Here is a 24,186-nt window from a genome sequence, read left to right on the forward strand (position 1 = left end):
TCGGTGATTCCCACCCATTCCCCAGAAGGCGGCATTAGTGTGACCTACATCGGTGTTGTACTGTTGTCCACCCGCGACACCAGCGGAATCGCCACCAACAGAAGCAGTCAGTGAGGAGGGGACCCGAGATGGTACTGGTACGTCAAGAGATCGGCGAAGTCCTTCGTGACTTCCGCCAGCAGAAGGGTCGCACCCTCCGTCAGGTCGCCAGCCGCGCGAGCGTCGCGCTGGGCTACCTGAGCGAGGTGGAGCGTGGTCAGAAGGAAGCATCGAGCGAAATCCTCGCTTCGGTCGCTGAAGCGCTGGATGTTCCTATCTCGACGATCATGCGTGAAGTCGGTGACCGCCTTGCAGTGCTCGAGGGCCTGCAGACATTCCCCGACGTCGTTCCCGACGAGCTTGTCGCGTCAATGGACGCCGAGCTCTCGCTGCGCTGACCAGCGCTGCGCTCTGCATGCGTCGCAGCGAATTCGACCGCGCCGTCACCGACGAGTTCGGTCCTCAATCGGCAGCGCTTCTGGCCGACCTGGTTCTTTCCGGCGTCGGCGGGCGAACCGCCACTGAGGCCATCGCGGCTGGTGTTCCGCCGCGCGATGTCTGGCTCGCCCTGTGCGCCGAGACCGATGTGCCCGCCCAGCGGCGGTACGGCGTCGGTCGGCTCGAACCTCGCCGCTGAAACGACGGCGTGTCGTCGAATATCTGTTCGATGACCGCGTAGTCTCCTGCACAAGTGGAGTCGAGAAGGCGTTCCCTCACGACACGCGGACAGGCCGGCAGCAATGTCGGAACCCCCACGTACCGTGAGCAGCGTCGAACGACACCACACGCCTTGTCGGGCTCATGCTCATTCGAGCAGCGGCGCGACAGCCTACAGGCGGCCGATTCTCCGGAGCCGGACACACCGACGACGGACCGAGTGCTGAAGGAGCACACGCCATGCCCACACCCGCTGACCGCGAGAAGGCGCTCGATTCAGCGCTCGCGCAGATCGACCGGCAATTCGGAAAGGGCTCGGTGATGCGACTGGGCAGCGACGAGCGCGCTCCGGTCGAGATCATCCCCACGGGCTCCATCGCCCTTGACGTGGCCCTCGGCGTCGGCGGCCTGCCACGCGGCCGCATTATCGAGATCTACGGTCCGGAGTCATCGGGAAAGACGACTCTCACGCTCCACGCGATTGCGAACGTCCAGAAGGCAGGCGGCATCGCCGCATTCATCGATGCTGAGCACGCGTTGGACCCCGACTACGCCCAGAAGCTCGGCGTCGACATCGATCAGCTCCTCGTCTCGCAGCCCGACACGGGAGAGCAGGCGCTGGAGATCGCTGACATGCTGATCCGCTCCGGCGCCATCGACCTGGTGGTCATCGACTCGGTGGCAGCGCTGGTGCCCAAGGCCGAGATCGAGGGCGAGATGGGTGACTCCCACGTCGGCCTGCAGGCTCGCCTGATGTCCCAGGCACTTCGCAAGCTCACCGGTGGCCTGAACCAGACCAAGACGACGGCGATTTTCATCAACCAGCTGCGCGAGAAGATCGGTGTGTTCTTCGGATCGCCCGAGACCACGGCCGGTGGTAAGGCGTTGAAGTTCTATGCGTCAGTGCGACTGGACATCCGCCGGATCGAGACGCTGAAGGACGGAACGGATGCTGTCGGTAACCGCACGCGCGTCAAGGTCGTGAAGAACAAGATGGCGCCGCCGTTCAAGCAGGCCGAGTTCGACATCCTGTACGGCACGGGGATCTCTCGCGAGGGGAGCCTCATCGACTTCGGTGTCGAGCACAGCATCGTGAAGAAGTCCGGCGCCTGGTACACCTACGACGGCGAGCAGCTGGGTCAGGGTAAAGAGAACGCTCGCAACTTCCTCATCAAGAACGAAGACATCGCTGCCGACATCGAGACCAAGATCAAAGAGAAGCTCGGTATCGGCGGGGCCAAGCCCGCGGGTGATGTCGAGGACGAGCTCGCCAAGCGGCGCCCGGCCTGATCATGACGCGTGAGACCGGGGGCGAGCGGTCGCTCGCCCCCGTCATCCCGCTTTTCGGTGACGGGGCCTTCTCTCGCGGCTCAGTCTCCCGCGGCTCAGTCTCCCGCGACAACGGCCTCCTCGGCGAAGATCGCGGCGAAGCGTGCGCGGAACTGTCAGCAGGCACATGGCACTCGACGTGGGTCGATGACGACGATATCGGTGAAGATGATGACGACCGGTACCTCGACGATCCCTACGGGGAATCGCGCGCGTCGTCGGCTGTCACTCGTGCTGCGCTCGATCGCCTGATCAAGCGTTTGCGTCGGCGCGGACTGTCGGAGGCTGAGGCCACCGACGAGCTCGTCGCTGATGGCGTTGAGAAGGCTGTCGCAGAGGTTCTCGTGGCTGACCTCGTGGGTAAGCGATGGCTCGGTGATGCCGACCTCGCAGAGCAACTCGTGCATACCGCCGTCACCAGACGTCGCGAAGGCCGGCGGGCGATCGCCCAGGTGCTGGCCAAGCGCCGCATTCCCCGTGACGTCGCCGATGCGGCTCTGGCGACGCTGCCTGACGACGACGCCGAGCGGGCTCTCGAGTTCGCACGCCAGAAGGCTGGCGGCTACCGCGGGGTGGCTGTCGACGTCGCCATCCGGCGCCTCGTGGGTCAGTTGCAGCGACGCGGCTACCCGCCTGGGGTGGCGATGACGGCGGCGCGGCTTGCGCTGGCTGAGCCGCGCGACTGAGGTCGACCCTCGGATCAACGGCTGCCCGGGCATCGGTGGCTGGTAGCCACTGGAACCCAGGTAGCCCGCGCTCGGCCGGTACCCGGGAGCGGCTCGTAGAATGGCAGGCACTATGACCATGCCCTCCGCTTCGCCGACGTTCATCGCGCCGTCCGCCGCAGCCGTGTCATCCACGGGCGCCGCGCGCACGTATGAGGTGCGGACCTTCGGCTGCCAGATGAACGTCCACGACTCCGAACGACTCTCCGGGTCGCTCGAGAGCGCTGGCTACGTGCGTGCCGCGGCCGGCGACGAAGCCGACATCGTCGTCATCAACACGTGCGCGGTCCGCGACAATGCGGCCGGCAAGCTCTACGGCACCCTCGGGCACCTCAAGTCCCGCAAAGACAAGCGTGAGGGAATGCAGATCGCCGTCGGCGGATGCCTCGCGCAGATGGACAAGGAGCGCGTCCTCGAGAAGGCGCCGTGGGTCGACGTCGTCTTCGGCACGCACAACATGGGGTCGTTGCCGACCCTGCTCGAGCGCGCACGGCACAACGAGGAAGCCGAGCTCGAGATCCTCGAGTCGCTGGAGGTCTTCCCCTCGACTCTTCCCACCAAGCGCGACAGCGCGGCCTCGGGGTGGGTGTCGATCTCGGTCGGCTGCAACAACACCTGCACCTTCTGCATCGTTCCGAGCCTTCGCGGCAAAGAGAAAGATCGGCGGCCCGGCGACATCCTGAACGAGATCCGACTGCTCGTCGATGACGGAGCGATCGAAGTCACGCTTCTTGGGCAGAACGTGAACTCCTACGGTGTCGAGTTCGGCGACCGGCAGGCCTTCGGCAAGTTGCTGCGCGCCGCGGGCGAGATCGAGGGCCTCGAACGTATTCGGTTCACCAGCCCTCACCCCGCCGCGTTCACGGATGATGTGATCGATGCGATGGCCGAGACTCCCGCCGTTATGCCGCAGTTGCACATGCCGCTGCAGTCGGGAAGCGACCGGATCCTGCGGGCCATGCGCCGCTCCTACCGCAGCGACAGGTTCCTCGGCATCCTCGATCGCGTGCGTGAGCGCATCCCGCACGCCGCGATCTCGACCGACATCATCGTCGGGTTCCCGGGTGAGACCGACGAGGACTTCGAAGACACGATGCGCGTCGTCGAGCGCGCCAGGTTCGCAAGTGCCTTCACGTTCCAGTACTCGATTCGCGAAGGGACCCCGGCTGCCACCATGGCCGATCAGGTTCCGAAAGCAGTAGTGCAGGAGCGCTACAACCGCCTCATCGAACTCCAAGAGCGCATCAGCCTCGAAGAGAACCAGGCTCAGGTCGGCCGTGAACTCGAGGTGCTCGTCTCGACCGGCGAGGGCAAGAAGGATGTCGAGACCCGGCGGTTGACGGGCCGCGCCCAAGACAACCGGCTTGTGCATTTCGAGGTACCCGAAGGGTCGGACGTGCCCAGGCCCGGCGATGTCGCGACCGTCGAGGTGACCCACGCTGCACCGTTCCATCTGCTTGCCGATGCGCCCGAGGGTGGGCGTCTTCGGATTCGTCGTACGCGCGCTGGCGATGCCTGGGACCGGTCGCTCGCCGAGTCGTGTGCTGTGCCGAGCCCGTCCGCGACCGGTGAGCGCCGTGCGGTCTCGCTGGGCGTGCCCTCGCTCCGTGTGAGCGCGTGACGCGAGCCCTGCCGGTGGCGCGTCGCAGCGAGTGCGGCAGTTCGGTGCAGTTGCTGCGTATTCTTCCGCCGCGGATGCACCGAACAGCAGCACACGCGGGGTTGGACCTGTGCGGACGGGAGCGTTGACGTGACAACAGAGCCGACGCTGTGGGTCATTGTTGGCGCCACCGGAACCGGCAAGAGCGAAACGTCTCTCGCTCTCGCTGAGGAGCTGGGCCGGCGCGGGAGGCATGCAGAGATCATCAACGCTGACGCTATGCAGCTGTACCGCGGAATGGACATCGGAACGGCCAAGCTGCCGGAGCGCGAACGGCGGGGGATTCCGCACCACTTGCTCGACGTGCTCGCCGTCACCGAAGAGGCCGCCGTCGCGACCTATCAGCCCGCGGCTCGCGCCGCTATCGCCGAGGCCCAGGCTCGGGGAGCGGAAGCGATCCTCGTCGGGGGATCAGGGCTCTACGTCTCAAGCGTCATTTACGACTTCCAGTTCCCTCCTCGTGACGCCGGCCGCCGAGCCGCGCTCGAAGCGGAAGCTGCCGAGCAGGGCATCGGCGTCCTCTTCCAGCGCCTTCGCGCCCTCGACCCCGCCACCGCCGCGAGAATCGATCCTGCCAACGAGCGGCGGGTGATCCGCGCGCTCGAGGTCGTCGAATCGGGAAGTGCCGGCCACGGCGCTGCGCTGCCGGATCGGCCGGTGCTGTGGCATCCGCGAACGCGAATCATTGGGCGACGGATGCCCCGAGAGGACCTCGTCGCTCGCCTCGATGCCCGTGTGGAACGGATGTGGGAAGACGGACTCCTCGGCGAAGTGGAGACACTTCGCGCTGACGGCATCGAGCGTGGCGTTACGGCGCGCCGCGCCATCGGCTACGCCCAGGCGCTGGCGCAGCTTGCGGGAGAGCTCTCGGAGAACGAGGCTATCGCTCAGACCCAGGCCCTCACGCGCCGATACGCACGTCGTCAGGTGTCGTGGTTCCGGCGGTACGTCGGCGTCCACTGGCTCGAACCTGACGATGACGCCGCGCGGATGCTGGATCGGTGAGCGGGTCGCCCCGTCCCGGGAGCCGGGCCGCGCGATCCTAGACTGAAGGCATGTCGACCCCCATCTCGTTCACCAAGGGCCACGGCACCGGCAACGACTTCGTCATCGTGCCCGACGCCGACGGGGAGCTCGACCTCTCCGACGACCAGGTCGCGGCGCTGTGTGACCGCCGGTTCGGGGTCGGCGCCGACGGACTGCTGCGGGTTGTGCGGGCCGCGGCGATCCCCGAGGGTGCTGCGGCTACAGCCGCTGGCGTCGAGTGGTTCATGGACTACCGGAACGCCGACGGGTCTGCTGCGGAGATGTGCGGGAACGGCATCCGTGTCTTCGTGCGCTACCTCACGGCGGTCGGCTGGGCGGATGCCGACGCCGGGCCCGTGCTCGTGGGCACCCGAGCAGGCATCAAGCCCGTGACGGCACACCAGCGCGGCTTCGAAGTGGATCTCGGTGCCTTCCGGATCGACGAGTCCGAGGTGCTGGTTCGCGCACGCCATCTCGATGTCGCCCGGCCCGGAATCGGGGTGGATGTCGGTAACCCCCACGTCGTGGTAGCGCTCCCCACGGCCGAAGAACTCGCCGGCATCGATCTTTCCCGCGTCCCGCAGCTGGACCCGGCTCCCGCCGCAGGCGCGAACATCGAGTTCGTCGTGCCGAACGATCCGCTCGTGCAGGGCGGCACCGGGGGCCTGAGCATGCGGGTTTTCGAACGCGGCGTCGGTGAGACGCTCTCATGCGGCACGGGGGTCGCTGCGGCTGCGCTTGCGGTCCGCCACTGGGCGGGTGCTGCAGCTCCGGATGCTTGGCAGGTCGGCGTCCCCGGCGGTGAACTCGGGGTTCGCGTGGCGTCAGTGGACGGCGAGTCGCACGTCTTCCTCGCGGGGCCTGCGACCCTGGTCTTTTCCGGCGAGATGGCCCTGGCCTGACCGTGCGGCCAGGCGTCAGACGACGTCGATGGCAGCGGTCGGCGTCGACCCGTGGCGACGCACGCGTAGCACCCGAAAGCCCTTGGCGGTAGCAGAGCGATGCACCGAGTAGCCGCGGTGGAATGTCGTGGCCATCCACCGCTGCAGGGAGTCCGAACCGAGGTTGCGCGAGACGACGAGCCACGCATCCGAGCGCTCATCCAGTCGCGGAATCCACTCCTCGAGTAACCCGTGCAGCTGGTCCTTGCCGACCCGGATCGGGGGGTTGGAGCGGATCGTCCGAAAGACGACATCATCGGGAACATCGCCCGGCAGCACGGCGTTGACATTGGCAAGGCCGAGTTCGCTCGCGTTGGAGCGCACGAGGTCGAGAGCTCGTTCGTTGACGTCAACGGCCCACACCGTGGCGTGCGGAGCATCCATCGCGAGGGTCAGCGCTATGGGACCCCACCCGCACCCGAGGTCCAGCAGATGCCCGCCCGCAGGCGGGGGAGGAGTGTTCTCGAGCAAGACGGTGGTGCCGGTGTCGATGTGATCCGGACTGAACACCCCGCCGGCCGTAGTGACCTCCACCGGATGCCCCGCGATCGAGACACGGATGCGCCGGAGGTTTTCGGGACTGGAAGGCGACGACGAGAAGTAGTGATCGCTCTCCATGGCGACGAGCGTAGCGGAGGACGGGCCGCCTCCGGGAGGCTAGAGTTTACGGATGCCTGATGCCGGGCATCCCACGGAAATGATGATGGACGAGATCCCAGACACCCAGAACGCCCCAGCGGAGCAGCCTGTCGACCCTGTTGACCGGGTGCTTGAGCGCGCCCGCGGCCGATCCGACGTGTGGGTGTTCGGGTCGGCTCAGGCTTTGCAGGATGCCGCGACGGCTGGAGGAGCGGACTCCGACGGCGACCAGTGGGATCGCGAAGAACGCGCGGCGCTCCGACGCATCCCGGGCCTGTCGACCGAACTCGAAGACGTCACCGAGGTCGAGTACCGCCAGCTTCGGCTCGAGAACGTCGTTCTTGTCGGCGTCCACCCCCAGGGTGAGCAGGAGAATGCCGAGAACTCCCTTCGGGAGCTCGCCGCGCTCGCCGAGACTGCCGGAGCCGTCGTGCTCGATGGCGTCCTCCAGCGCCGCCCTCACCCGGATCCCGCCACCTACCTCGGACGAGGCAAGGCCGAGGAGCTCCGCGACATCGTCGCCTCGCTTGGCGCCGACACTGTGATCGCCGACACCGAACTCGCGCCGAGCCAGCGGCGCGCACTCGAGGATGTCGTCAAGGTCAAGGTGATCGACCGCACCACGGTCATCCTCGACATCTTCAGCCAGCACGCGAAGAGCCGCGAGGGCAAGGCGCAGGTCGAACTCGCACAGCTTGAGTACCTCCTGCCGCGCCTTCGCGGCTGGGGTGAGTCGATGAGCCGCCAGGCCGGTGGCCAGGTCGGTGCAGGCGGCGCCGGTATGGGTTCTCGCGGTCCCGGTGAGACCAAGATCGAACTCGACCGCCGCCGCATCCGTACTCGGATGGCGCAGCTGCGGCGGCAGATCCGTGACTTCGCACCGGCGCGGGATGCCAAGCGTGCTGAGCGTCGGCGCAACACGGTGCCGTCGGTTGCGATCGCCGGGTACACGAACGCCGGCAAGTCGAGCCTTCTCAATCGGCTCACGAACGCCGGAGTACTGGTCGAAAACGCCCTGTTTGCGACGCTGGATGCGACGGTGCGCCGTACCGAGGCGTCCGATGGTCGGGTCTACACCCTCACCGACACCGTCGGTTTCGTGCGCAATCTGCCGCACCAGCTGGTTGAAGCCTTTCGGTCGACTCTCGAGGAGGTCGGCCAATCGGACGTGATCGTGCACGTCGTGGATGCTTCACACCCCGACCCCGCGGCGCAGTTGGCTACCGTTCGTGACGTCATCGGCGATGTCGGAGCGCGTGACCTGCCGGAGATCGTCGTCTTCAACAAGGCCGACCTCGTCGACGAATCGACGCGCATGGTTCTTCGGGGGCTGGAGCCCGCGGCGCTGTTTGCCTCTTCCCGCACGGGGGAGGGCATAACCGAGCTTCGGGCTGCCATCGAGCGGGCTCTTCCGCTTCCGGCGGTCGAAGTCCACGCGATCGTTCCCTATGACCGCGGCGACCTGATCTCCGCCGCACACGAGTCCGGGCACGTCATCGCCATCACCCACGAGGAGTCCGGGACGGCCCTCCACGCATTCGTATCCGAGAAGCTTGCAGCCGAGCTCGCGCCTTTCAGCTCAGCGTCAGCGGCGCGACGCCTGGGGGAGTGAACCCGAACACCGCGCCGAGGAAGGCAAGCTCCGTTTCGATGGCGTGGATGACGGTCTCGGCGCGCCGGAAGCCGTGAGCCTCTCCCTCGTAGAGGACGTAGGCATGCGGGATGCCGCGCGCAGCTAGCGCTTCTCGAATGGCCTCTGCCTGTGCTGGGGGTACGACTTCGTCCTCCGCTCCCTGAAGCAGGAGCATGGGAACGTCGAAGCCGTCGGGATGCGAGAGCGGAGAGCGCTCCAGATAGAGGTATTCCGCCTCGGGGAGCGGGCCGATGAGGCCATCGAGGTACCGAGCCTCGAAGTCGTGGGTATCGGCAGCGAGCGCGCGAGCATCGCCGACGCCGTAGCGGGACACCCCGGCGGCGAACACGTTGGTCTGGACGATCGCTGCGAGGACTGTCCAACCGCCCGCGGATCCGCCGTCGATCGCTATGCGGGCAGGATCTGCCAGTCCGGCCTCCGCTAGCGCAAGCGCCGCGTCGCGCACGTCCTCGACGTCAACGACACCCCACTGCCCCCGGAGCCTCTCGCGATATTCGCGCCCGTACCCGGTTGAGCCGCCGTAGTTCACGTCCAGCACACCGATTCCACGGCTGGTGAAGTAGCTGATCTTCGGGGATGCCGCACCGCCGACATGGCCCGTCGGACCACCGTGTACGAGGACGATGTAGGGCGGAAGCTTTCCCTCCGGAGCGGCCGCCTCCGGGTTCGTCGGGGGGAAGGCGAAGGCGTGGACCTCACCCCGGGGGCCTTCGGTGCTTAGCTCGATCGGCCGCGGCGTCCATTCGGCAGGCCAGGCGCTTTCACCGCCGGCGACCGGCTCCCAGCGCGCGCTGTCGATATCGACCAGCCACACGCCGGCGGCGCCGTCCGTCCGGGAGCCGATCACGAGGGCACGCCGGCCCGCGGCATCCTCGACCGACACGTCGGAACTCACCGGTCCGCCGAGATCGTGCATATCGCCGCCGGGAGCGACGGCGACGACCCGATCGGTGCCCTGGGTGCGGACGCAGACAGCGGTGCCGTCTGCCCCCAGGGCATACCAGCGCCCCCCGAGGGACCACAGCGGCCCTCCGGTGTCCTCCGGGGCCGGGGCGATGGGCGTTGCGCCGTGAGAGGCCGACCAGGAGTGCAGGTTCCACCGACCATCGGGGTCGTCGAGGAACACGAGTCTGTCGGTGTCCAGCCACTCGGGTTGCAGGGGCGCTCGGTCTGGGCCACCGGCGACGGTCTGCCACTTCTCGATACGGCCGTTCACGAATCGACCGAGACGGAGCTCGGTGCTATCCCATGGCATGGCTGGATGATTCCAGGCGATCCAGGCGAGGTGGGATCCGTCGGGCGAAACCGCGGGGTGGGCGACGAAGTCACTCCCCGCCACCACGGAGACGATCTGATCCACATCGCTCGCGGCAGAACCGTTGCGCGGAACTCGCACGATGTCGCGAGCGGGAACGCCGGGCCGTGTGTGGTCTTCTCGGATCGCCCACAGCTCTCCGGCGGCGAACCGCAGTCCACCGAATCGCATCCGCGTCCCGGCCGGTGTCAGGGCGCGCGGCTCAGAATCCGGGGCGAGGATCCAGATCCGCTGGTCAGTCTTCTCGACGAAGCACAACGCGCCGTCATCCGTCGCTGCCCACGGGCCGCCGCCGTACTCGTGCACACGAGACCGAGCGTTCCACGGGGCGGGCAGGAGCTCTTCGACAGTCCCATCGGCCAGGCGCCGTCGGACTGTCGTGCGCCCACTCTCGGCTGGAACGCTCTGTCCCCACCAGATCTCCTCGCCGTCTGGGGCCGCGACGAACGCCGCACCTTCGTAGCGCGGGGACGCCGCGGCGACGGATGCTGCGGAGATCGGAGACGGCCAGGTGCCGTAGGGGAGCCGGGGAAGGGAGGAAGCCATGGTCCCCACGCTACGCGCGGTCGCTGGCGCGCTCCTCGACGACGATCTCCTCGGAGCCGTCCGCGTCGGCCACGTCCACCTCGATGACCTCGACCTCGACGATCTCGCGCCGCTGCAGCAACTCGAGGACCCACGCGACGATCAGCGTCACGAGGAACACCAGGACGACGTCGCTGAAGGAAAGTGGGCGGAGCGCAAGAAGCCAGATGACCGCGAGGACGACCAGCGCGATCCGGATCGCGACGCGGTACCGAGCGAGGAAGCGTCCGAAGGCGCCAGTGTTGAGTCCCCGCGCGGCGAGAGCGCCGCGGATAGTCGCGTTGAAGCCGCTTACGCCGCCACGGGTGGCGGTGGCTGAACGGCTCGACCCCATCAGCCAGCCGATGACCGCGATCACGAGACCGAGCAGCGCGATCACAAGCGCGCTCTGCGCCATGGATGCGGTGAGCTGCGCATAGATCACACTGAGGGCCGACGGGGAGAGGTCGAGCTGGCCGGCTACGACGGTACTTGCTGCAGCGCCGATACTGAATCCGGCAGCGAGCATGCCGCCGCCGATGAACAGTCCGACCCCCGTACCGATTACCGCGACGCTGCGGCGCCGCGCGATGACGATGGCCAGGACGAACAGCGCGATGGTCACGATCGAGAGCCACCAGCCGACAGCATCAGCGAGCGCATAGACAGTCCGGAACGCGATGAGCGCCTCGCCGTCGCCGATGATGATGGTCTTGTCGATGCTGGGGATGAGCCCGGCAACGCCGACCCCACTCTCGGTGAGCCGTTCCTTGACCTGGTCGATGATCGGGCCCAGCGCGATCCCGAGGCCGTCGTTGTCGAGGACGAGGATTCCGCCGCCGTCGGCTGTCGCGACGGTCGTGATCGAGCGGTGGACACCCCGAAGCGCGAAGGCCCAGACATCCGAGAAGGCATCTGACTCCACGATGCGTTCGACCGCGGAGTTGACCAGGTTCTGCACGCCCTGGGCAGCCGGCGCGCGCAGTGCGTTGAGCGCTGTCGATGCCGCGGGAGGCAGTCCCAGGTCCTCAATGCCGTCGAAGACCTGGTCGGTGAGGCCCGCGAAGTCGACCTGCGCATCGATGGCTGCCGTCGCCTCATCGACGATGAGTTCCTGGACGGCGGGATCCTCGGTCAACGGGGCGAACGTAGACACGAAGGCATCCTCGTCGACCAGCTGCACGCGTGCCCACGTGGTGACCACCGACACCGGCACGAGAATCGTCGCGATCACGATGACGAACGCCGACAGGGCGGCGCGCCACCACCCACCGGACGGGGAGGTGCGGACCGTCAGACGCGCGTTTTCAGCCTCGAGGGCGCGGATCCGGGATTCGAGGTCTTCGGGTGTCGGCGAGCTCATGGGCCCCATTTTGGCGGAAGACCACTTTCACCGCCTCACCCGAATATGGCGATCTGTGCGGCTCAGACCGCGCGAAGGACCGCCACGACCTTGCCGAGGACCGTCGCTTCGTCGCCGAGGATGGGTTCGAAGGCTGAATTGCGGGGGAGAAGCCAGGTGTGTCCATCCCGCTGGCGAAATGCCTTGACCGTCGCTTCACCGTCGAGCATCGCGGCGACGATGTCGCCGTTCTCGGCGGTCGCCTGGGAGCGTACGACCACCCAGTCACCGTCACAGATCGCAGCGTCGATCATCGATTCGCCGCTGACCCGCAACATGAAAAGCTCACCTTTGCCGACGAGCTGTCGGGGAAGCGGGAAGATCTCTTCGATCTGCTGATCAGCGGTGATCGGCACGCCAGCGGCAATGCGCCCGACGAGCGGCACCATCGCTGCGTCGCCGACAGACGGCGCGGTGTCTGCGGGGTTTTCAGCGGCCATGCCCGGTAGGTCGATGAGCACCTCCATTGCGCGCGTCTTGCCGGCATCGCGGCGAAGGTATCCGCTCAGTTCCAGCTGGTTGAGCTGATGCGTGACGCTCGAGAGGCTCTTGAGCCCGACGGCATCGCCGATCTCACGCATGCTCGGCGGGTAGCCGTTTCGGGCGATCGAGCGCTGGATCACCTCAAGAATCGCGAGCTGTTTCTCGCTGAGGCTGCGCCGCCGCCGCGTACTAGCGCGTTCCCGTACCGGCTCCTCGTTCATTGCCCCGCTCCTGTCGCTGCTCGCATCTGCCCGCACTCGTCTTCGAATGTCGGAGGTTGGTGATGACCTGTCTTCATCGAAACCGTAACCGCCTCAATACCCTTTCGGGGATACCCGGCCCGCGTGTCGTGTTCGAAACATCCCCGGGAGGAATCCGACTTGACAGCCAGAATACTCGAAGATAACTTCGGAAGAGAGCTTCGCATCCGCCACTCCTGGCCGGGCGGTGGATGCGAATCTCTCCTCGAGATGACGGAGGATGACATGACGACGATTGCTCTCGGCACCGCACCCACGACGATCGCCGCGGCCCGACCCGCCGCGAAACGGCTTCGACTGACTGCTCGTGGTCGAGCCGTCCTCACGGCGCTTGCTGCGCTGCCGGCGGTCATCGTCATCCTCGGCGTCATCTGGGGTGGCGGTGCCGCCCTCGCCTCCCTTGATTCCTCGGCGCCGGCGGGGACGTTCGAGACGGTCACCGTTTCGGCGGGGGACTCCCTGTGGTCCATCGCGCAAGAGATCGCACCGGATGCCGACCCCCGCGACGTCGTGGCCGAGATCTCCCGCCTGAACGGTCTGACGGGAAGCGTTGTGAGCGCGGGGCAGCAGCTCGCTATCCCCCTCGCCTACAGCGAGTGAATCCTGCTGAAGAACCGAGTGCGGCCTCATCAGGCACCGTACGATGGGACGGGTGACGATTCGCCTCGATGATCTTCCGCTCCGCGATGACCTACGGGGTCTCACCCCGTACGGCGCACCGCAGGCGCCACTTCCTGTCGCCCTGAATGTCAACGAGAACACTCACCCGGTGCCGCGGGAGGTAGCCGACGACATCCTGGATGCGATCGGACGCGCCCTCGGCGAGATCAACCGCTACCCGGACCGCGAGTTCCGGGAACTGCGTGAGGGATTCGCCGAGTACCTTCGCCATGGCCTCGTCGCCGACCAGATCTGGGCGGCGAACGGATCGAACGAGGTGCTTCAGCACGTTCTCCAGGCGTTCGGCGGGCCGGGGCGTCGCGCCTTCGGGTTCGCTCCCACCTATTCGATGTACCCCTTGCTGACGCGAGCGACCGGGGCCGAGTGGGTCTCCGGAAGCCGAGGTGCCGACTACACCGTGGATGCCGTATCGGCGGTCGACCAGATCGCTGCCGCCGATCCCGACATCGTGTTCCTGTGCGCCCCCAACAATCCGACGGGGACGCCGATGAGCCTCGAGGTGATCGAGGCCGCCTACGAGGCGACGCGCGGGATCGTGATCGTCGATGAGGCGTACTTCGAGTTCGCGCCTCGAACGGCGCCATCCGCGCTGTCGTTGCTGCCGGGCCGCGAACGCCTCCTCGTTTCGCGCACCATGAGCAAGGCGTTCGCCTTCGCCGGAGCCCGCGTTGGCTACCTCGCTGCCGATCCCGCCGTGATCGATGCCTTGCGGTTGGTGCGGTTGCCTTACCACCTCAGTTCGCTCACGCAGGCGGCGGCGCTCGCTGCGCTTGCCCACGCCCCGGTGATGCTCCAGATGGTGGATGAGATCGTGATGCAGCGCGATCGCATCTCGGCGACAGTCGAAGCTCTCGGCTACCGCGCCTACGAGTCGTGGACCAACTTCGTGCTGTTCAGCGGGGTAGAAGACCCCGGACGCACGTGGCAACAGCTTTATGATCGCGGCATCCTCGTTCGTGACATCGGCATCCCGCGCAGCCTGCGGGTGTCGGCCGGCACCGCCGAGGAGACCACCGCGTTTCTGGAAGCACTCGCGTCGATAGACTCTCGCGCATGAGCAGCAGCCGCACCGCATCGGTCACGCGAGCCACGAGCGAGTCGCGCGTCGAGTTGAGCCTTGACCTCGATGGCACCGGCGCCAGCACGATCGACACCGGCGTCCCGTTCTACGATCACATGCTCACGGCGTTCGCGAAGCACTCCCTGACCGACCTCACGGTGCGTGCCGAAGGTGACGTGGAGATCGACGCTCACCACACCGTCGAGGATGTCGCGATCGTGCTCGGTGACGCCATCCGTGAAGCCCTCGGCGACAAGTCGGGCATCTCGCGTTACGGCGACGCGCTCGTTCCGCTGGACGATGCCTTGGCCCAAGCTGTCGTGGACATCAGTGGACGTCCTTACCTCGTGCACGACGGCGAGCCCGACGGGTTCGCGCTTCACCTGATCGCCGGTCACTTCACGGGGTCGCTCGTGCGGCACACCTTCGAGGCGATCAGCTACCACGCCGGCCTCACCGTCCACCTCCGGGTTCTGGCTGGCCGTGATCCGCACCACATCGCCGAGGCCGAGTACAAGGCCTTCGCGCGCGCTTTCCGCCAGGCCAAGGCACTCGATCCCCTCGTGCGCGGTATCCCGAGCACGAAGGGTGCGCTGTGACCTCGGCGTCGACAACGACCGCGCGGCCGACGGTCGCCGTTCTGGACTACGGATCCGGCAATGTTCACTCTGCGGTCAAGGCGCTGGCCCTGGCGGGGGCTGACGCCCGCCTGACCGATGACAGCGATCTGATCATGGCTGCGGACGGTCTGGTCGTTCCGGGCGTCGGCGCCTTCCGCTCCGTCGTGGATGCGCTGCGCGAATCCCGTGCGGATCAGCTCATCGAGCGACGCTTGGCGGGCGGACGACCCGTGCTCGGGATCTGCGTCGGTATGCAGGTGATGTTCGAGCACGGTGTCGAGCGCGGAGCCGACAGTCTCGGACTCGGACAGTGGCCCGGCGCTGTCACCGAGCTCGATGCGCCGGTACTCCCGCACATGGGGTGGAATACCGTGGCGGCGGGCGCCGGGTCGACGCTGTTTCGGGGCATCGAATCGGAGCGGTTCTACTTCGTCCACTCGTATGCCGCCCAGCACTGGACTCTCGAAGCCCAGGACCCCTTCCCCAGCGCGGTAGTGACGTGGGCAACCCATGGGGTTCCGTTCGTGGCGGCCGTCGAGAACGGGCCGCTGGCGGCAACGCAGTTCCACCCCGAGAAGTCGGGGGAGGCTGGCATCCGTCTCCTCGCGAATTGGATCACGAGCCTTCCCGCGGCTACCCTCTGAACTCGTGCCTGCCCCCGATTCTCATCGGCGTGCCGCGGGCTCCGTGAACCCGCCCGAGGAACCATGAACGACTTCGCGTCAACGCCCGAACTGATTCTGCTGCCCGCCGTCGATGTCGCAGACGGCAAGGCGGTGCGCCTGACCCAGGGTGCTGCAGGCTCGGAGACGAGCTACGGCGACCCGGTCGAAGCCGCCGTGGATTGGGCCCGCCAGGGCGCGCAGTGGATTCACCTCGTCGACCTGGATGCCGCCTTCGGGCGCGGCAGCAACGCGGGAGTGATCCGCAAGGTCATCAAGCAGGTCAAGGGCGTTCACGTCGAGGTTTCGGGAGGCATCCGGGACGACCGGAGCCTCGAGCTTGCGATCGAGTACGGTGCCGAACGCGTCAACCTCGGCACCGCAGCACTGGAGAACCCGGAGTGGGCTGCCGACGTGATCGGCCGGTACGGCGAACTTGTCGCGGTGGGGCTCGACGTGCGCGGCACGACCCTCGCAGCTCGCGGCTGGACGCAGGAGGGCGGGGACCTGTGGGCGGTGCTCGACCGCCTCGAGGATGCCGGGTGCAGTCGCTACGTCGTCACCGACGTGACCAAAGACGGGACGCTCCGCGGACCCAACCTCGATCTGCTTCGCGAGGTCACGACCCGCACCCCGAAGCCGGTCATCGCCTCGGGCGGTGTGGCAACGCTTGATGACATCGCGGCGCTGCGCGAGCTCGTCCCCCTCGGTGTCGAGGGTGCGATCGTCGGGAAGGCGTTGTATTCGGGCGCCTTCACCCTGGCCGAGGCACTGGATGTCGCCGGAGGCTGAAGACCCGCAGCGGCATCCGCACGCGCACACCCACGGATCGGATCACACCGCCGACTCCGCCGGTTTCCCCTGGGCCGGGCGCAGCTTCGAGGCAAACCCGTTCGCCGGTGATGATGGGTCGGCTGACCCCGCGCTGATCGGCGCGATCGAGCGGTTCCGGGCGGGTGATGCTGCTGTCGTCGAGGTGACAGACGCCTACCGATCCGCGCGCCTTCTCATTCCCCTCGTCGCTGAGAAGGGCGACGAGGGTGTCGGCGCTCACGGGCTGACGGTCGACAAGACGCAGGAGCTGTCGATCGTCACTGTCGCCGCGCCCGACGGCAGGCGCGTGCTCCCGGTGTTCTCGTCGGTCGCGGCAATGGGCGCGTGGGACCCCGCCGCGCGGCCTGTCCCCGCCGATGGCGTGCGGACCGCGGCAGCCGCTGTCGATGACGGCACCGACCTCATCGTTCTCGACCCGGGATCCGAGACCGAGTTCGTCATCCGTCGGCCCGCGGTCTGGGCGATCGCGCAAGGTCAGGCCTGGGAGCCCGCGCACACCTCACCAGAGGTCTTCGCCGGATTCCAGGAGAGCATCGGTGCGGAACTTGCCGTCCTCGATCTCTCGCTGGCGTCAGCCGACCCGCAGGCGCGGGGGAGAGGCCCCGAGGTCCAGGTTCAGCTCGACATCATGCCGGGCCTTGACCGCGAAGAACTGGATGCCGTGCTGCAGCGGCTCGCGAAACGCTGGGCAGCTGACGACCGCATCGCGGTTCTCGTGGACTCCCTCGCCGTGAAGATCCGGCGCTCATCGGTCTGAGCTGGTGCGGACTGGCGGGGCCTGACGAGACTCACTCAGGTGACCGGACCTGTCCATTTCTCGCCGGGTCCCTTGCCGATCGGGTCGGGGATCACTGACGCTTCGCGGAACGCGAGCTGGAGTGAGCGCAGGCCATCGCGCAGCGAGCGAGCGTGCATGTCGCTGATCTCCGGGGCGCCGGCGGTGATCAAGCCCGCGAGTGCATTGATGAGCTTGCGGGCCTCGTCGAGGTCCTTCTGCCTATCGGGGTCGTCGGCAAGCCCGACCTTCACGGCTGCGGCGCTCATGAGGTGCACGGCAGTGGTCGTGATGACCTCGACAGCCGGGACATCAGCGATGTCTCGGGACGCGGCGGCGGCAGCCTCGGCATCCTCCTCCCAGCGCTGCTCGCGCTCGCGGTCTCGGCGGTCGACCGACTCGCCGTCGGATGCTGCGGGGCCGGAGAAACCGGAAATCGTCGACACGTGATGCCTTCTGCTAGACTCGTGCGGGCTCCGGAGCACTATGCCCCGGACACGAAAGAGGATCACATCCCACCCGCGCTTGCCGCTCAAGGCTACCGGGTCCACGAACTCCGCTTCGCCTCGCAATCCGATTGCCAGGCGAGGTAGCGCTCGAGAAACCATCGGGCGTCAGGGTGAATGAAGCCGATGCAGTGCGTCGAGCGGGTGGAGTGTTCTGATCTCACCCGCGGCGCATCCCGTGTCGCGGTGGCTTACACCCGCACGAAGAGGAGTTCCGCATCAGCGATCCCCGCATCAACGAGCGCATTCGCGTGCCCGAGGTCCGTTTGGTCGGTCCCGGCGGCGAACAGGTCGGTGTCGTTCGCATCGAAGTCGCGCAGCGTCTGGCCCAGGAGGCCGATCTCGACCTGGTCGAGGTCGCCCCGAACTCGAAGCCGCCCGTGGTCAAGATCATGGACTACGGCAAGTTCAAGTACGAGGCTGCGCAGAAGGCGAAGGAAGCGCGACGCAACCAGGCCAACACGGTCCTGAAGGAAGTCCGGTTCCGCCTGAAGATCGAGCCGCACGACTACGAAACCAAGCGCAAGCACGCGGAGTCGTTCCTGAAAGCCGGCGACAAGGTCAAGGCGATGATCCTGTTCCGTGGTCGCGAGCAGTCGCGCCCCGAGCAGGGTGTGCGCCTGCTTCGCAAGTTCGCCGAGGACGTCGCCGAGTTCGGCACCGTCGAATCGAACCCCACGATCGACGGCCGCAACATGACGATGGTGATCGCACCGCACAAGAACAAGTCCGAGGCGAAGGCCGAGCAGAACGCCCAGCGCGCTGCCACCAAGGAGGCTGCACGTCAGTCCGCCCGCGGTGAAGCCCCCGAGCCCACGGCCGCTCCCGCCGAGTAGGCCCCCAGACTCCCGCCCGGCGGGAACCACAACGAAGGAAAACAAGATGCCGAAGCAGAAGACCCACTCGGGTGCCAAGAAGCGCTTCAAGGTCACCGGAACCGGGAAGATCAAGAAGCAGCAGGCGAACCTCCGCCACAACTTCGAGGGCAAGCCCACCAAGCGCACGCGCCGTCTGTCGGCAGACAAGATGCTCGCCCCCGGTGACGCGAAGGTCGCCAAGAAGCTCCTCGGCATCTGAGCGCCCCGGTACGAACAGGAACGAAACGAAATGGCTAGAGTCAAGCGGGCTGTCAACGCCCACAAGAAGCGTCGCGTCATCCTTGAGCGCGCGTCCGGCTACCGCGGGCAGCGCTCGCGTCTGTACCGCAAGGCGAAGGAGCAGGTCACCCACTCGCTCGTTTACGCCTACCGCGACCGCCGCAAGCGTAAGGGCGACTTCCGTCGCCTGTGGATCCAGCGCATCAACGCCGCGAGCCGCCAGAACGGTCTCACCTACAACCGCTTCATCCAGGGCCTGAACCTGGCAGGTGTGCAGGTCGACCGCCGGATGCTTGCCGAGCTCGCGGTCAACGAGCCGAAGGTCTTCGCTTCGCTCGTCGACACCGCCAAGAAGGCGCTTCCCAGCGACGTCAACGCACCCAAGTCGGCCTGATCGGTCGTTCTTGCCCGAAGGGCGCTTCCCGAAAGGGAGGCGCCCTTCGTTGTCGTGTCGGCATCCGTCGCCTGCTCTCACGTGTGCGGCACTGTCGTGCGACTGCGGCACAGAGAATCGCCGCACTTGCACGGATGTGCCGCACACGCGGTGCCTCGGACCGTAACCTTCGCGGAATATAAGCTCGTCGCGCCCGTGATCGCGCCGGAATCGCTGTCGCCGTACCTCTAAACTGGGCCCGTGCTGGAGAACCCGCGATCGCCGCGCGTGCGCGCGGTCGCGAAGTTGTCCAAGCGCAGCGCACGCCAGGAGACCGGGCTGTTCCTGCTTGAGGGACCGCAGGCAGTTCGCGAGGCGCTGACCTACCGGTCCGACGCGCTCGTGGAGCTTTACGCGACACCGGGCGCACTGGATCGGCACGGCGACATTCGGGATGCTGCGCGTGCCGCGGGACTGGACCTGGAGCTGGCAAGCGAAGCTGTCCTGGACGCGATGGCAGACACGGTGACTCCGCAGGGAATCGTGGCGGTCGCACGCCAGACCCCGTCCAGCGTCGCTGACGTGTTCGCAGCCCGGCCGCGGTTGGTCGCGATCTGCGAGCAGGTGCGTGACCCGGGGAACCTCGGGACGATCATCCGCGCGGCCGATGCGGCGGGCGCCGATGCCGTGATCCTCACCGGCAAGTCGGTCGACCCGTACAACCCGAAAGTCGTCCGTTCCACGACCGGCTCGCTCTTCCATCTCCCGATCGCCGTGGGGGTGGACCTGCCGGAGGCTGTTGAACAGGCCCATGCCGCTGGCATCCGCGTGGTGGCCGCAGACGTGGACGGGACCGACTTCCTGGCGTCCCGGGACCTTCTCGCGGAGCCCACCGCGTGGCTGTTCGGCAACGAAGCGCGCGGGCTCGAAGAGGATGCCCTCTCGCACGCGGACCTCTCGTTGCGGCTTCCCATTTACGGCAAGGCTGAGTCCCTCAATCTTGCGACGGCGGCGAGTGTCTGTCTTTACGAGACCGCGTTCGCCCAGCGCAGCGCGCTCGCCTGAGCTGCGTTTCGACCAATACTCCCGAGAGTGTCAGGCGGGAGGCGGTGGTGAAAGAGACTCCCTGAGGTCTGAGGGTGCCGCGGCTCCTGGATGGGGAGACCGAGGCGCCGAGGCCATCCTGTTCGTCGCCCTGGCAGAAGAGAAGCGGCACTCTGTTGCCTCGGTAGACTCGACTCTCGTGTCCGACGCACTAGAGATCACTCCCGAGACCGTCGCTGCAGCGGCTGATGCCGCACGCGCCGCGATAGCCGCGGCTGCCGATTCGGCATCCCTCAAGCAGGCGCGAGCCGCGCACGTCGGGGAGGGGTCGCCGCTGGCGCGCTTGAACGCTTCGCTGCGTGATGTTGCTCCCGAGCGCAAGGCCGAGTTCGGCAAGCTCATCGGGCAAGCTCGCGGTCAGGTGACGCAGGCGCTCGCTGCCCGCGAGGCCGAGCTTGAGGCCGCCGAGCTGGCGGCACGTCTGGATGCCGAAGCGATCGACATCACGGCGTTGCCGACGCGCGCGCGGGTCGGTGCCCGGCATCCGCTCACTCTCTTGCAGGAGGAGATCTCGGACGTCTTCGTCGGCATGGGCTGGGAGGTCGCGGAAGGACCCGAGCTCGAACACGAGTGGTTCAACTTCGACGCCCTCAACTTCGACGTCGATCACCCCGCCCGGCAGATGCAGGACACGTTCTTCGTCGACCCGATCGATCGGCACCTCGTGATGCGCACGCACACGAGCCCCGTGCAGGTGCGTTCCATGCTCGATCGCGAGCTTCCGGTCTACGTCGTCTGTCCTGGACGGGTGTATCGCACCGACGAGTTCGACGCGACGCACCTCCCCGTCTTCTCGCAGGTCGAGGGCCTCGTCATCGACAAAGGCATCACGATGGCGCACCTGAAGGGCACGCTCGACCACTTCGCGCGCGTCCTTTTCGGCCCGGAGGCCAAGACGCGTCTGCGCACCAACTACTTCCCGTTCACGGAGCCGAGCGCGGAGCTCGACCTGTGGCACCCCACCTTCAAGGGCGGTGCGCGGTGGATCGAGTGGGGCGGATGCGGCATGGTCAACCCGAACGTGCTCCGAGCTGCCGGAATCGATCCCGAAGAGTACTCCGGGTTCGCGTTCGGGATGGGGATCGAGCGCACGCTGATGTTCCGCAGCGACGTGAAGGACATGCGCGACATGGCCGAGGGTGATGTGCGCTTCAGTGAGCAGTTCGGGATGGTGGTGTGATGCGCGTTCCGCTGTCGTGGCTGCGTGAGTTCGTCGAGGTGCCCGCCGAGGCAACTCCCGAGGATGTCCTCGCAGCACTGGTGTCGGTCGGCTTCGAAGAAGAGGACGTTCACCGCTTCGATCTGTCGGGTGCGATCGTGGTGGGCGAGGTTCTCGAGTTCGTCGAGGAGCCGCAGTCCAACGGCAAGACGATCCGGTGGTGCCAGGTGCGCGTTGCAGACGGAGAGGGCACGGATGACGCGCCAGCCGTCCGCGGCATCGTGTGCGGCGCGAGCAATTTCTTCGCCGGCGACAAGGTGGTCGTGACGCTGCCCGGAGCGGTGCTGCCGGGACCCTTCCCGATCGCCGCGCGCAAGACCTACGGACATGTCTCGGACGGCATGATCGCGTCGGCCAAGGAGCTGGGGCTCGGTCAGGACCACTCGGGGATCCTGCGTCTGGTCGAACTCGGCATCGACGCTCCCGTGGGCTCGGATGCCATCGCGCTGCTGGGGCTTGACGATGAGGCAGTCGAGATCAACGTGACCCCCGACCGCGGCTACGCGCTCTCGATCCGGGGTGTGGCGCGCGAATACTCGCACGCCACGGGGGCGGCGTTCCGCGACCCTGCGGACCGGCCCTGGGAGGACGTGGATCCCGGCGAGGGCTTCCCGATCACCGTCGATGACCCCAACCCCATTCGTGGTCAGGTCGGAGCCTCCGAATTCGTTGTGCGTCTCGTGCGTGATGTGGACGCTTCCAAGCCCACACCACCGTGGATGATCACGCGGCTGACCCTCGCCGGCGTGCGGCCCCTCGGCATCCTCATCGACATCACCAACTATGTGATGCTCGAGCTCGGGAACCCCATCCACGGGTACGACTACGACACCCTGCGGGGCGGGATCACCGTCCGACGCGCCCGCGCCGGTGAGAAGCTCGAGACCCTCGATGGGCAGGTGCGCACCCTCGATCCCGAGGACCTCCTGATCACCGATGAATCCGGTCCGATCGGTCTTGCCGGAGTGATGGGCGGGGCCACGACAGAGATGGGGCCCGCGACGCGCACCGTGCTCGTCGAGGCGGCTCGGTTCGACCCGGTGTCGATCGCGCGGACGGCGCGCCGACACAAGCTGTCGTCGGAGGCTTCGCGCCGCTTCGAACGCGGCGTGGACCCCGCTATTGCCTTCGCGGCCGCTCGTCGGGTAGCAGACCTGATGGTGGAGCTGGCTGGCGGGACGCTTGACACGTCGTTCGGGGGCGCGCTGCGCTCGGGTCACGAACAGGCGGCGATCGAGCTGCCACGCGGCTTCGTCTCGGGTCTGATCGGCGTCGACTACACGGCCGACCAGGTCGTCGAGGCGCTCCGACTGATCGGTTGCGACATCCAGGATGCCGGCACCGACGCGGCCGCGCCCTGGCTGGTCTTCCCGCCGTCGTGGCGTCCCGACCTCACCGACCGGTGGACCCTTGCCGAAGAGGTGGCTCGCATCCATGGGCTCGATCAGGTGCCCTCCGTGCTGCCCACTCCGCCGTCGGGGCGCGGGCTCACCTCGGCCCAGCGCGCGCGCCGACGCGTCTCGAACGCGCTGGCAGCCGCCGGCTACGTCGAGACGCCGTCGTTCCCGTTCGCCACCGTCGAGAGCAATGACCTTCACGGCAGCGCCGACGGGGGCCATCTTCCGAGCATCAAGCTCGCGAACCCGCTGGACGGCCAGTTGCCCTTCCTGCGCCGTTCGCTCGTGCCGGGCCTGCTGCAGGTCGCGCACCGCAACGTGTCGCGCGGACTGGTCGATCTCGCCCTGTTCGAGACCGGGGTCGTGTTCCTCCCCGCTGCGGGCGTAGAGTACGGGACGCCGTTCGTGCCGCCGCTCGGCGTTCGCCCGGATGCCGCCACGCTCGCAGGACTTGACGCGTCGATTCCGTCGCAGCCGCGCCATGTCGCGGTGCTGCTGACCGGAGCGCGGGTGGCCAAGCAGCCCGGTCAGGGCGCCGAGGCTGCAGACCTCGCCGATGTCATCGACGCCGTTCGCACCGTCGCTTCGGCGGCGGGCGTCGACGTGACGATCGTCCAGACGCGGCGCGCTGCGCTGCATCCGGGGCGCGCGGGCGACGTTCGTGTCGGTGATGTCACCGTCGGCTATGTCGGCGAGCTCCTGCCCGCCGTGGCAGCAGACGCCGACCTGCCCGGCCGCGTCATCGTTGCCGAGCTGGACCTGGATCTCATGATCTCTCTCGCGGGGGAGCGGGTTGTCGCGGCGTCCCTGTCTGGGTTCCCGGCTGCGACGCAGGATGTCTCGCTCGTCGTGTCGGAGGCGGTTCCCGCGGCCGAGGTCGAGGCGGCGCTCGTCTCGGGCGCCGGTGACCTGCTCGAGGCAGTGCGTCTGGTTGACGACTACCGCGGGCCGGGTGTTGATCCGGGCACGAAGAGTCTGACCTACGCGCTGCGCTTCCGGGCCCCCGACCGTACTCTGACGGCGGCGGAGGCCACCGAGGCGAAACTGGCAGGTGTCGCTGCTGCTGCCGAGCGGTTCGGGGCGCGCATCCGGGAGTAAGACGCATCGGTCGTCGTGATCGCGGCGCCGGTTCCTGCACTAACGGGGACCGCCCGCTACGCTGGC

General features: G+C 67.3%; 25 protein-coding genes. 20 read left to right on the plus strand and 5 right to left on the minus strand.

The features are described 5' to 3' along the window. Positions 1-128: 128 nt before the first annotated feature. The 7 genes from LL236_RS05280 to dapF all read left to right on the plus strand — a co-directional run bounded on the left by LL236_RS05280 (position 129) and on the right by dapF (position 6,338). Positions 129-437, plus strand: coding sequence for a helix-turn-helix domain-containing protein (locus tag LL236_RS05280; protein ID WP_195693428.1), 309 nt, complete (start codon positions 129-131; stop codon positions 435-437). Positions 438-454: 17 nt separating this feature from the next. Next, a complete protein-coding gene (locus LL236_RS05285) occupies positions 455-676 on the plus strand; it encodes a DUF3046 domain-containing protein (protein ID WP_228177751.1) in 222 nt (73 codons plus the stop codon). A gap of 260 nt (positions 677-936) precedes the next feature. Next, positions 937-1,986, plus strand: coding sequence for a recombinase RecA (gene recA / locus LL236_RS05290; RefSeq protein ID WP_228177752.1), 1,050 nt, complete (start codon positions 937-939; stop codon positions 1,984-1,986). Between the two features lie 2 nt (positions 1,987-1,988). After that, the gene (locus LL236_RS05295; RefSeq protein ID WP_228177753.1) at positions 1,989-2,711 is read left to right on the plus strand and encodes a regulatory protein RecX; all 723 of its coding nucleotides are present in this window, start codon (positions 1,989-1,991) and stop codon (positions 2,709-2,711) included. Between the two features lie 112 nt (positions 2,712-2,823). Further along, the gene (miaB, locus tag LL236_RS05300) at positions 2,824-4,371 is read left to right on the plus strand and encodes a tRNA (N6-isopentenyl adenosine(37)-C2)-methylthiotransferase MiaB (RefSeq protein ID WP_228177754.1); all 1,548 of its coding nucleotides are present in this window, start codon (positions 2,824-2,826) and stop codon (positions 4,369-4,371) included. A gap of 129 nt (positions 4,372-4,500) precedes the next feature. Then, positions 4,501-5,415 (plus strand): tRNA (adenosine(37)-N6)-dimethylallyltransferase MiaA, encoded by a 915-nt coding sequence (miaA, locus tag LL236_RS05305; protein ID WP_228177755.1) that lies wholly within the window; start codon positions 4,501-4,503, stop codon positions 5,413-5,415. Between the two features lie 50 nt (positions 5,416-5,465). Further along, positions 5,466-6,338, plus strand: a complete 873-nt coding sequence (gene dapF, locus LL236_RS05310) for a diaminopimelate epimerase (protein ID WP_228177756.1) — start codon at positions 5,466-5,468, stop codon at positions 6,336-6,338. Positions 6,339-6,353: 15 nt separating this feature from the next. Here dapF and LL236_RS05315 read toward each other — a convergent pair whose 3' ends face one another. Beyond that, positions 6,354-6,995 carry a class I SAM-dependent methyltransferase gene (locus LL236_RS05315; protein WP_228177757.1) on the minus strand — a complete coding sequence of 214 codons (642 nt, stop codon included), beginning with the start codon at positions 6,993-6,995 and terminating at the stop codon, positions 6,354-6,356. Between the two features lie 82 nt (positions 6,996-7,077). Here LL236_RS05315 and hflX point away from each other — a divergent pair, with 82 nt between their 5' ends. Further along, positions 7,078-8,628 carry a GTPase HflX gene (gene hflX / locus LL236_RS05320; RefSeq protein WP_374198007.1) on the plus strand — a complete coding sequence of 517 codons (1,551 nt, stop codon included), beginning with the start codon at positions 7,078-7,080 and terminating at the stop codon, positions 8,626-8,628. On the opposite strand, the gene LL236_RS05325 is transcribed toward hflX, so the two are convergent. The 3 genes from LL236_RS05325 to lexA form a co-directional block, all read right to left on the minus strand. Further along, positions 8,591-10,531: a S9 family peptidase gene (locus LL236_RS05325; protein WP_228177758.1), complete on the minus strand. Its 1,941-nt coding sequence runs from the start codon at positions 10,529-10,531 to the stop codon at positions 8,591-8,593. The two genes, hflX and LL236_RS05325, sit on opposite strands and share 38 nt — an antisense overlap. A 10-nt stretch (positions 10,532-10,541) precedes the next feature. Continuing rightward, a complete protein-coding gene (locus LL236_RS05330) occupies positions 10,542-11,912 on the minus strand; it encodes a hypothetical protein (protein WP_228177759.1) in 1,371 nt (456 codons plus the stop codon). Positions 11,913-11,974: 62 nt separating this feature from the next. Further along, complete coding sequence (lexA, locus tag LL236_RS05335; RefSeq protein WP_228177760.1) at positions 11,975-12,655, minus strand: transcriptional repressor LexA; 681 nt, start codon at positions 12,653-12,655, stop codon at positions 11,975-11,977. 264 nt (positions 12,656-12,919) lie between these two features. Here lexA and LL236_RS05340 point away from each other — a divergent pair, with 264 nt between their 5' ends. From LL236_RS05340 to LL236_RS05365, 6 genes are all read left to right on the plus strand, one after another. After that, complete coding sequence (locus LL236_RS05340; RefSeq protein ID WP_228177761.1) at positions 12,920-13,294, plus strand: LysM peptidoglycan-binding domain-containing protein; 375 nt, start codon at positions 12,920-12,922, stop codon at positions 13,292-13,294. 43 nt (positions 13,295-13,337) lie between these two features. Further along, on the plus strand, positions 13,338-14,432 hold the full coding sequence (locus LL236_RS05345) for a histidinol-phosphate transaminase (protein WP_228177762.1): 1,095 nt from the start codon (positions 13,338-13,340) through the stop codon (positions 14,430-14,432). Further along, positions 14,429-15,034, plus strand: coding sequence for an imidazoleglycerol-phosphate dehydratase HisB (gene hisB / locus LL236_RS05350; protein WP_228177763.1), 606 nt, complete (start codon positions 14,429-14,431; stop codon positions 15,032-15,034). The genes LL236_RS05345 and hisB overlap by 4 nt, the downstream gene beginning before the upstream one ends. After that, a complete protein-coding gene (gene hisH / locus LL236_RS05355) occupies positions 15,031-15,699 on the plus strand; it encodes an imidazole glycerol phosphate synthase subunit HisH (RefSeq protein ID WP_228177764.1) in 669 nt (222 codons plus the stop codon). The genes hisB and hisH overlap by 4 nt, the downstream gene beginning before the upstream one ends. A 63-nt stretch (positions 15,700-15,762) precedes the next feature. Beyond that, positions 15,763-16,509 (plus strand): bifunctional 1-(5-phosphoribosyl)-5-((5-phosphoribosylamino)methylideneamino)imidazole-4-carboxamide isomerase/phosphoribosylanthranilate isomerase PriA, encoded by a 747-nt coding sequence (gene priA, locus LL236_RS05360; RefSeq protein ID WP_228177765.1) that lies wholly within the window; start codon positions 15,763-15,765, stop codon positions 16,507-16,509. Beyond that, positions 16,493-17,308 carry an SseB family protein gene (locus LL236_RS05365; protein ID WP_228177766.1) on the plus strand — a complete coding sequence of 272 codons (816 nt, stop codon included), beginning with the start codon at positions 16,493-16,495 and terminating at the stop codon, positions 17,306-17,308. Before priA ends, LL236_RS05365 begins: the two co-directional genes overlap by 17 nt. A 35-nt stretch (positions 17,309-17,343) precedes the next feature. Here the strand turns inward: LL236_RS05365 and LL236_RS05370 are convergent, their stop codons facing one another. Continuing rightward, entirely contained in the window at positions 17,344-17,763 is a 420-nt protein-coding gene (locus tag LL236_RS05370) for a DUF1844 domain-containing protein (protein WP_228177829.1), read from the minus strand. A 320-nt stretch (positions 17,764-18,083) separates the two neighbouring features. On the opposite strand from LL236_RS05370, the gene infC reads away from it, so the two are divergent. The 6 genes from infC to pheT all read left to right on the plus strand — a co-directional run bounded on the left by infC (position 18,084) and on the right by pheT (position 24,120). Next, positions 18,084-18,668 carry a translation initiation factor IF-3 gene (gene infC, locus LL236_RS05375; RefSeq protein ID WP_292733357.1) on the plus strand — a complete coding sequence of 195 codons (585 nt, stop codon included), beginning with the start codon at positions 18,084-18,086 and terminating at the stop codon, positions 18,666-18,668. 46 nt (positions 18,669-18,714) lie between these two features. Beyond that, positions 18,715-18,909, plus strand: coding sequence for a 50S ribosomal protein L35 (gene rpmI / locus LL236_RS05380; RefSeq protein ID WP_228177767.1), 195 nt, complete (start codon positions 18,715-18,717; stop codon positions 18,907-18,909). Positions 18,910-18,939: 30 nt separating this feature from the next. After that, positions 18,940-19,323 (plus strand): 50S ribosomal protein L20, encoded by a 384-nt coding sequence (gene rplT, locus LL236_RS05385; RefSeq protein ID WP_228177768.1) that lies wholly within the window; start codon positions 18,940-18,942, stop codon positions 19,321-19,323. Positions 19,324-19,563: 240 nt separating this feature from the next. Then, positions 19,564-20,367: a TrmH family RNA methyltransferase gene (locus tag LL236_RS05390; RefSeq protein ID WP_228177769.1), complete on the plus strand. Its 804-nt coding sequence runs from the start codon at positions 19,564-19,566 to the stop codon at positions 20,365-20,367. Positions 20,368-20,545: 178 nt separating this feature from the next. Continuing rightward, a complete protein-coding gene (gene pheS, locus LL236_RS05395; protein ID WP_228177770.1) occupies positions 20,546-21,586 on the plus strand; it encodes a phenylalanine--tRNA ligase subunit alpha in 1,041 nt (346 codons plus the stop codon). Continuing rightward, positions 21,586-24,120: a phenylalanine--tRNA ligase subunit beta gene (gene pheT, locus LL236_RS05400; protein ID WP_228177771.1), complete on the plus strand. Its 2,535-nt coding sequence runs from the start codon at positions 21,586-21,588 to the stop codon at positions 24,118-24,120. The genes pheS and pheT overlap by 1 nt, the downstream gene beginning before the upstream one ends. Positions 24,121-24,186: the final 66 nt, after the last annotated feature.

The sequence above is a fragment of the Microbacterium schleiferi genome (genome assembly GCF_020781975.1).
GTDB lineage: Bacteria > Actinomycetota > Actinomycetes > Actinomycetales > Microbacteriaceae > Microbacterium.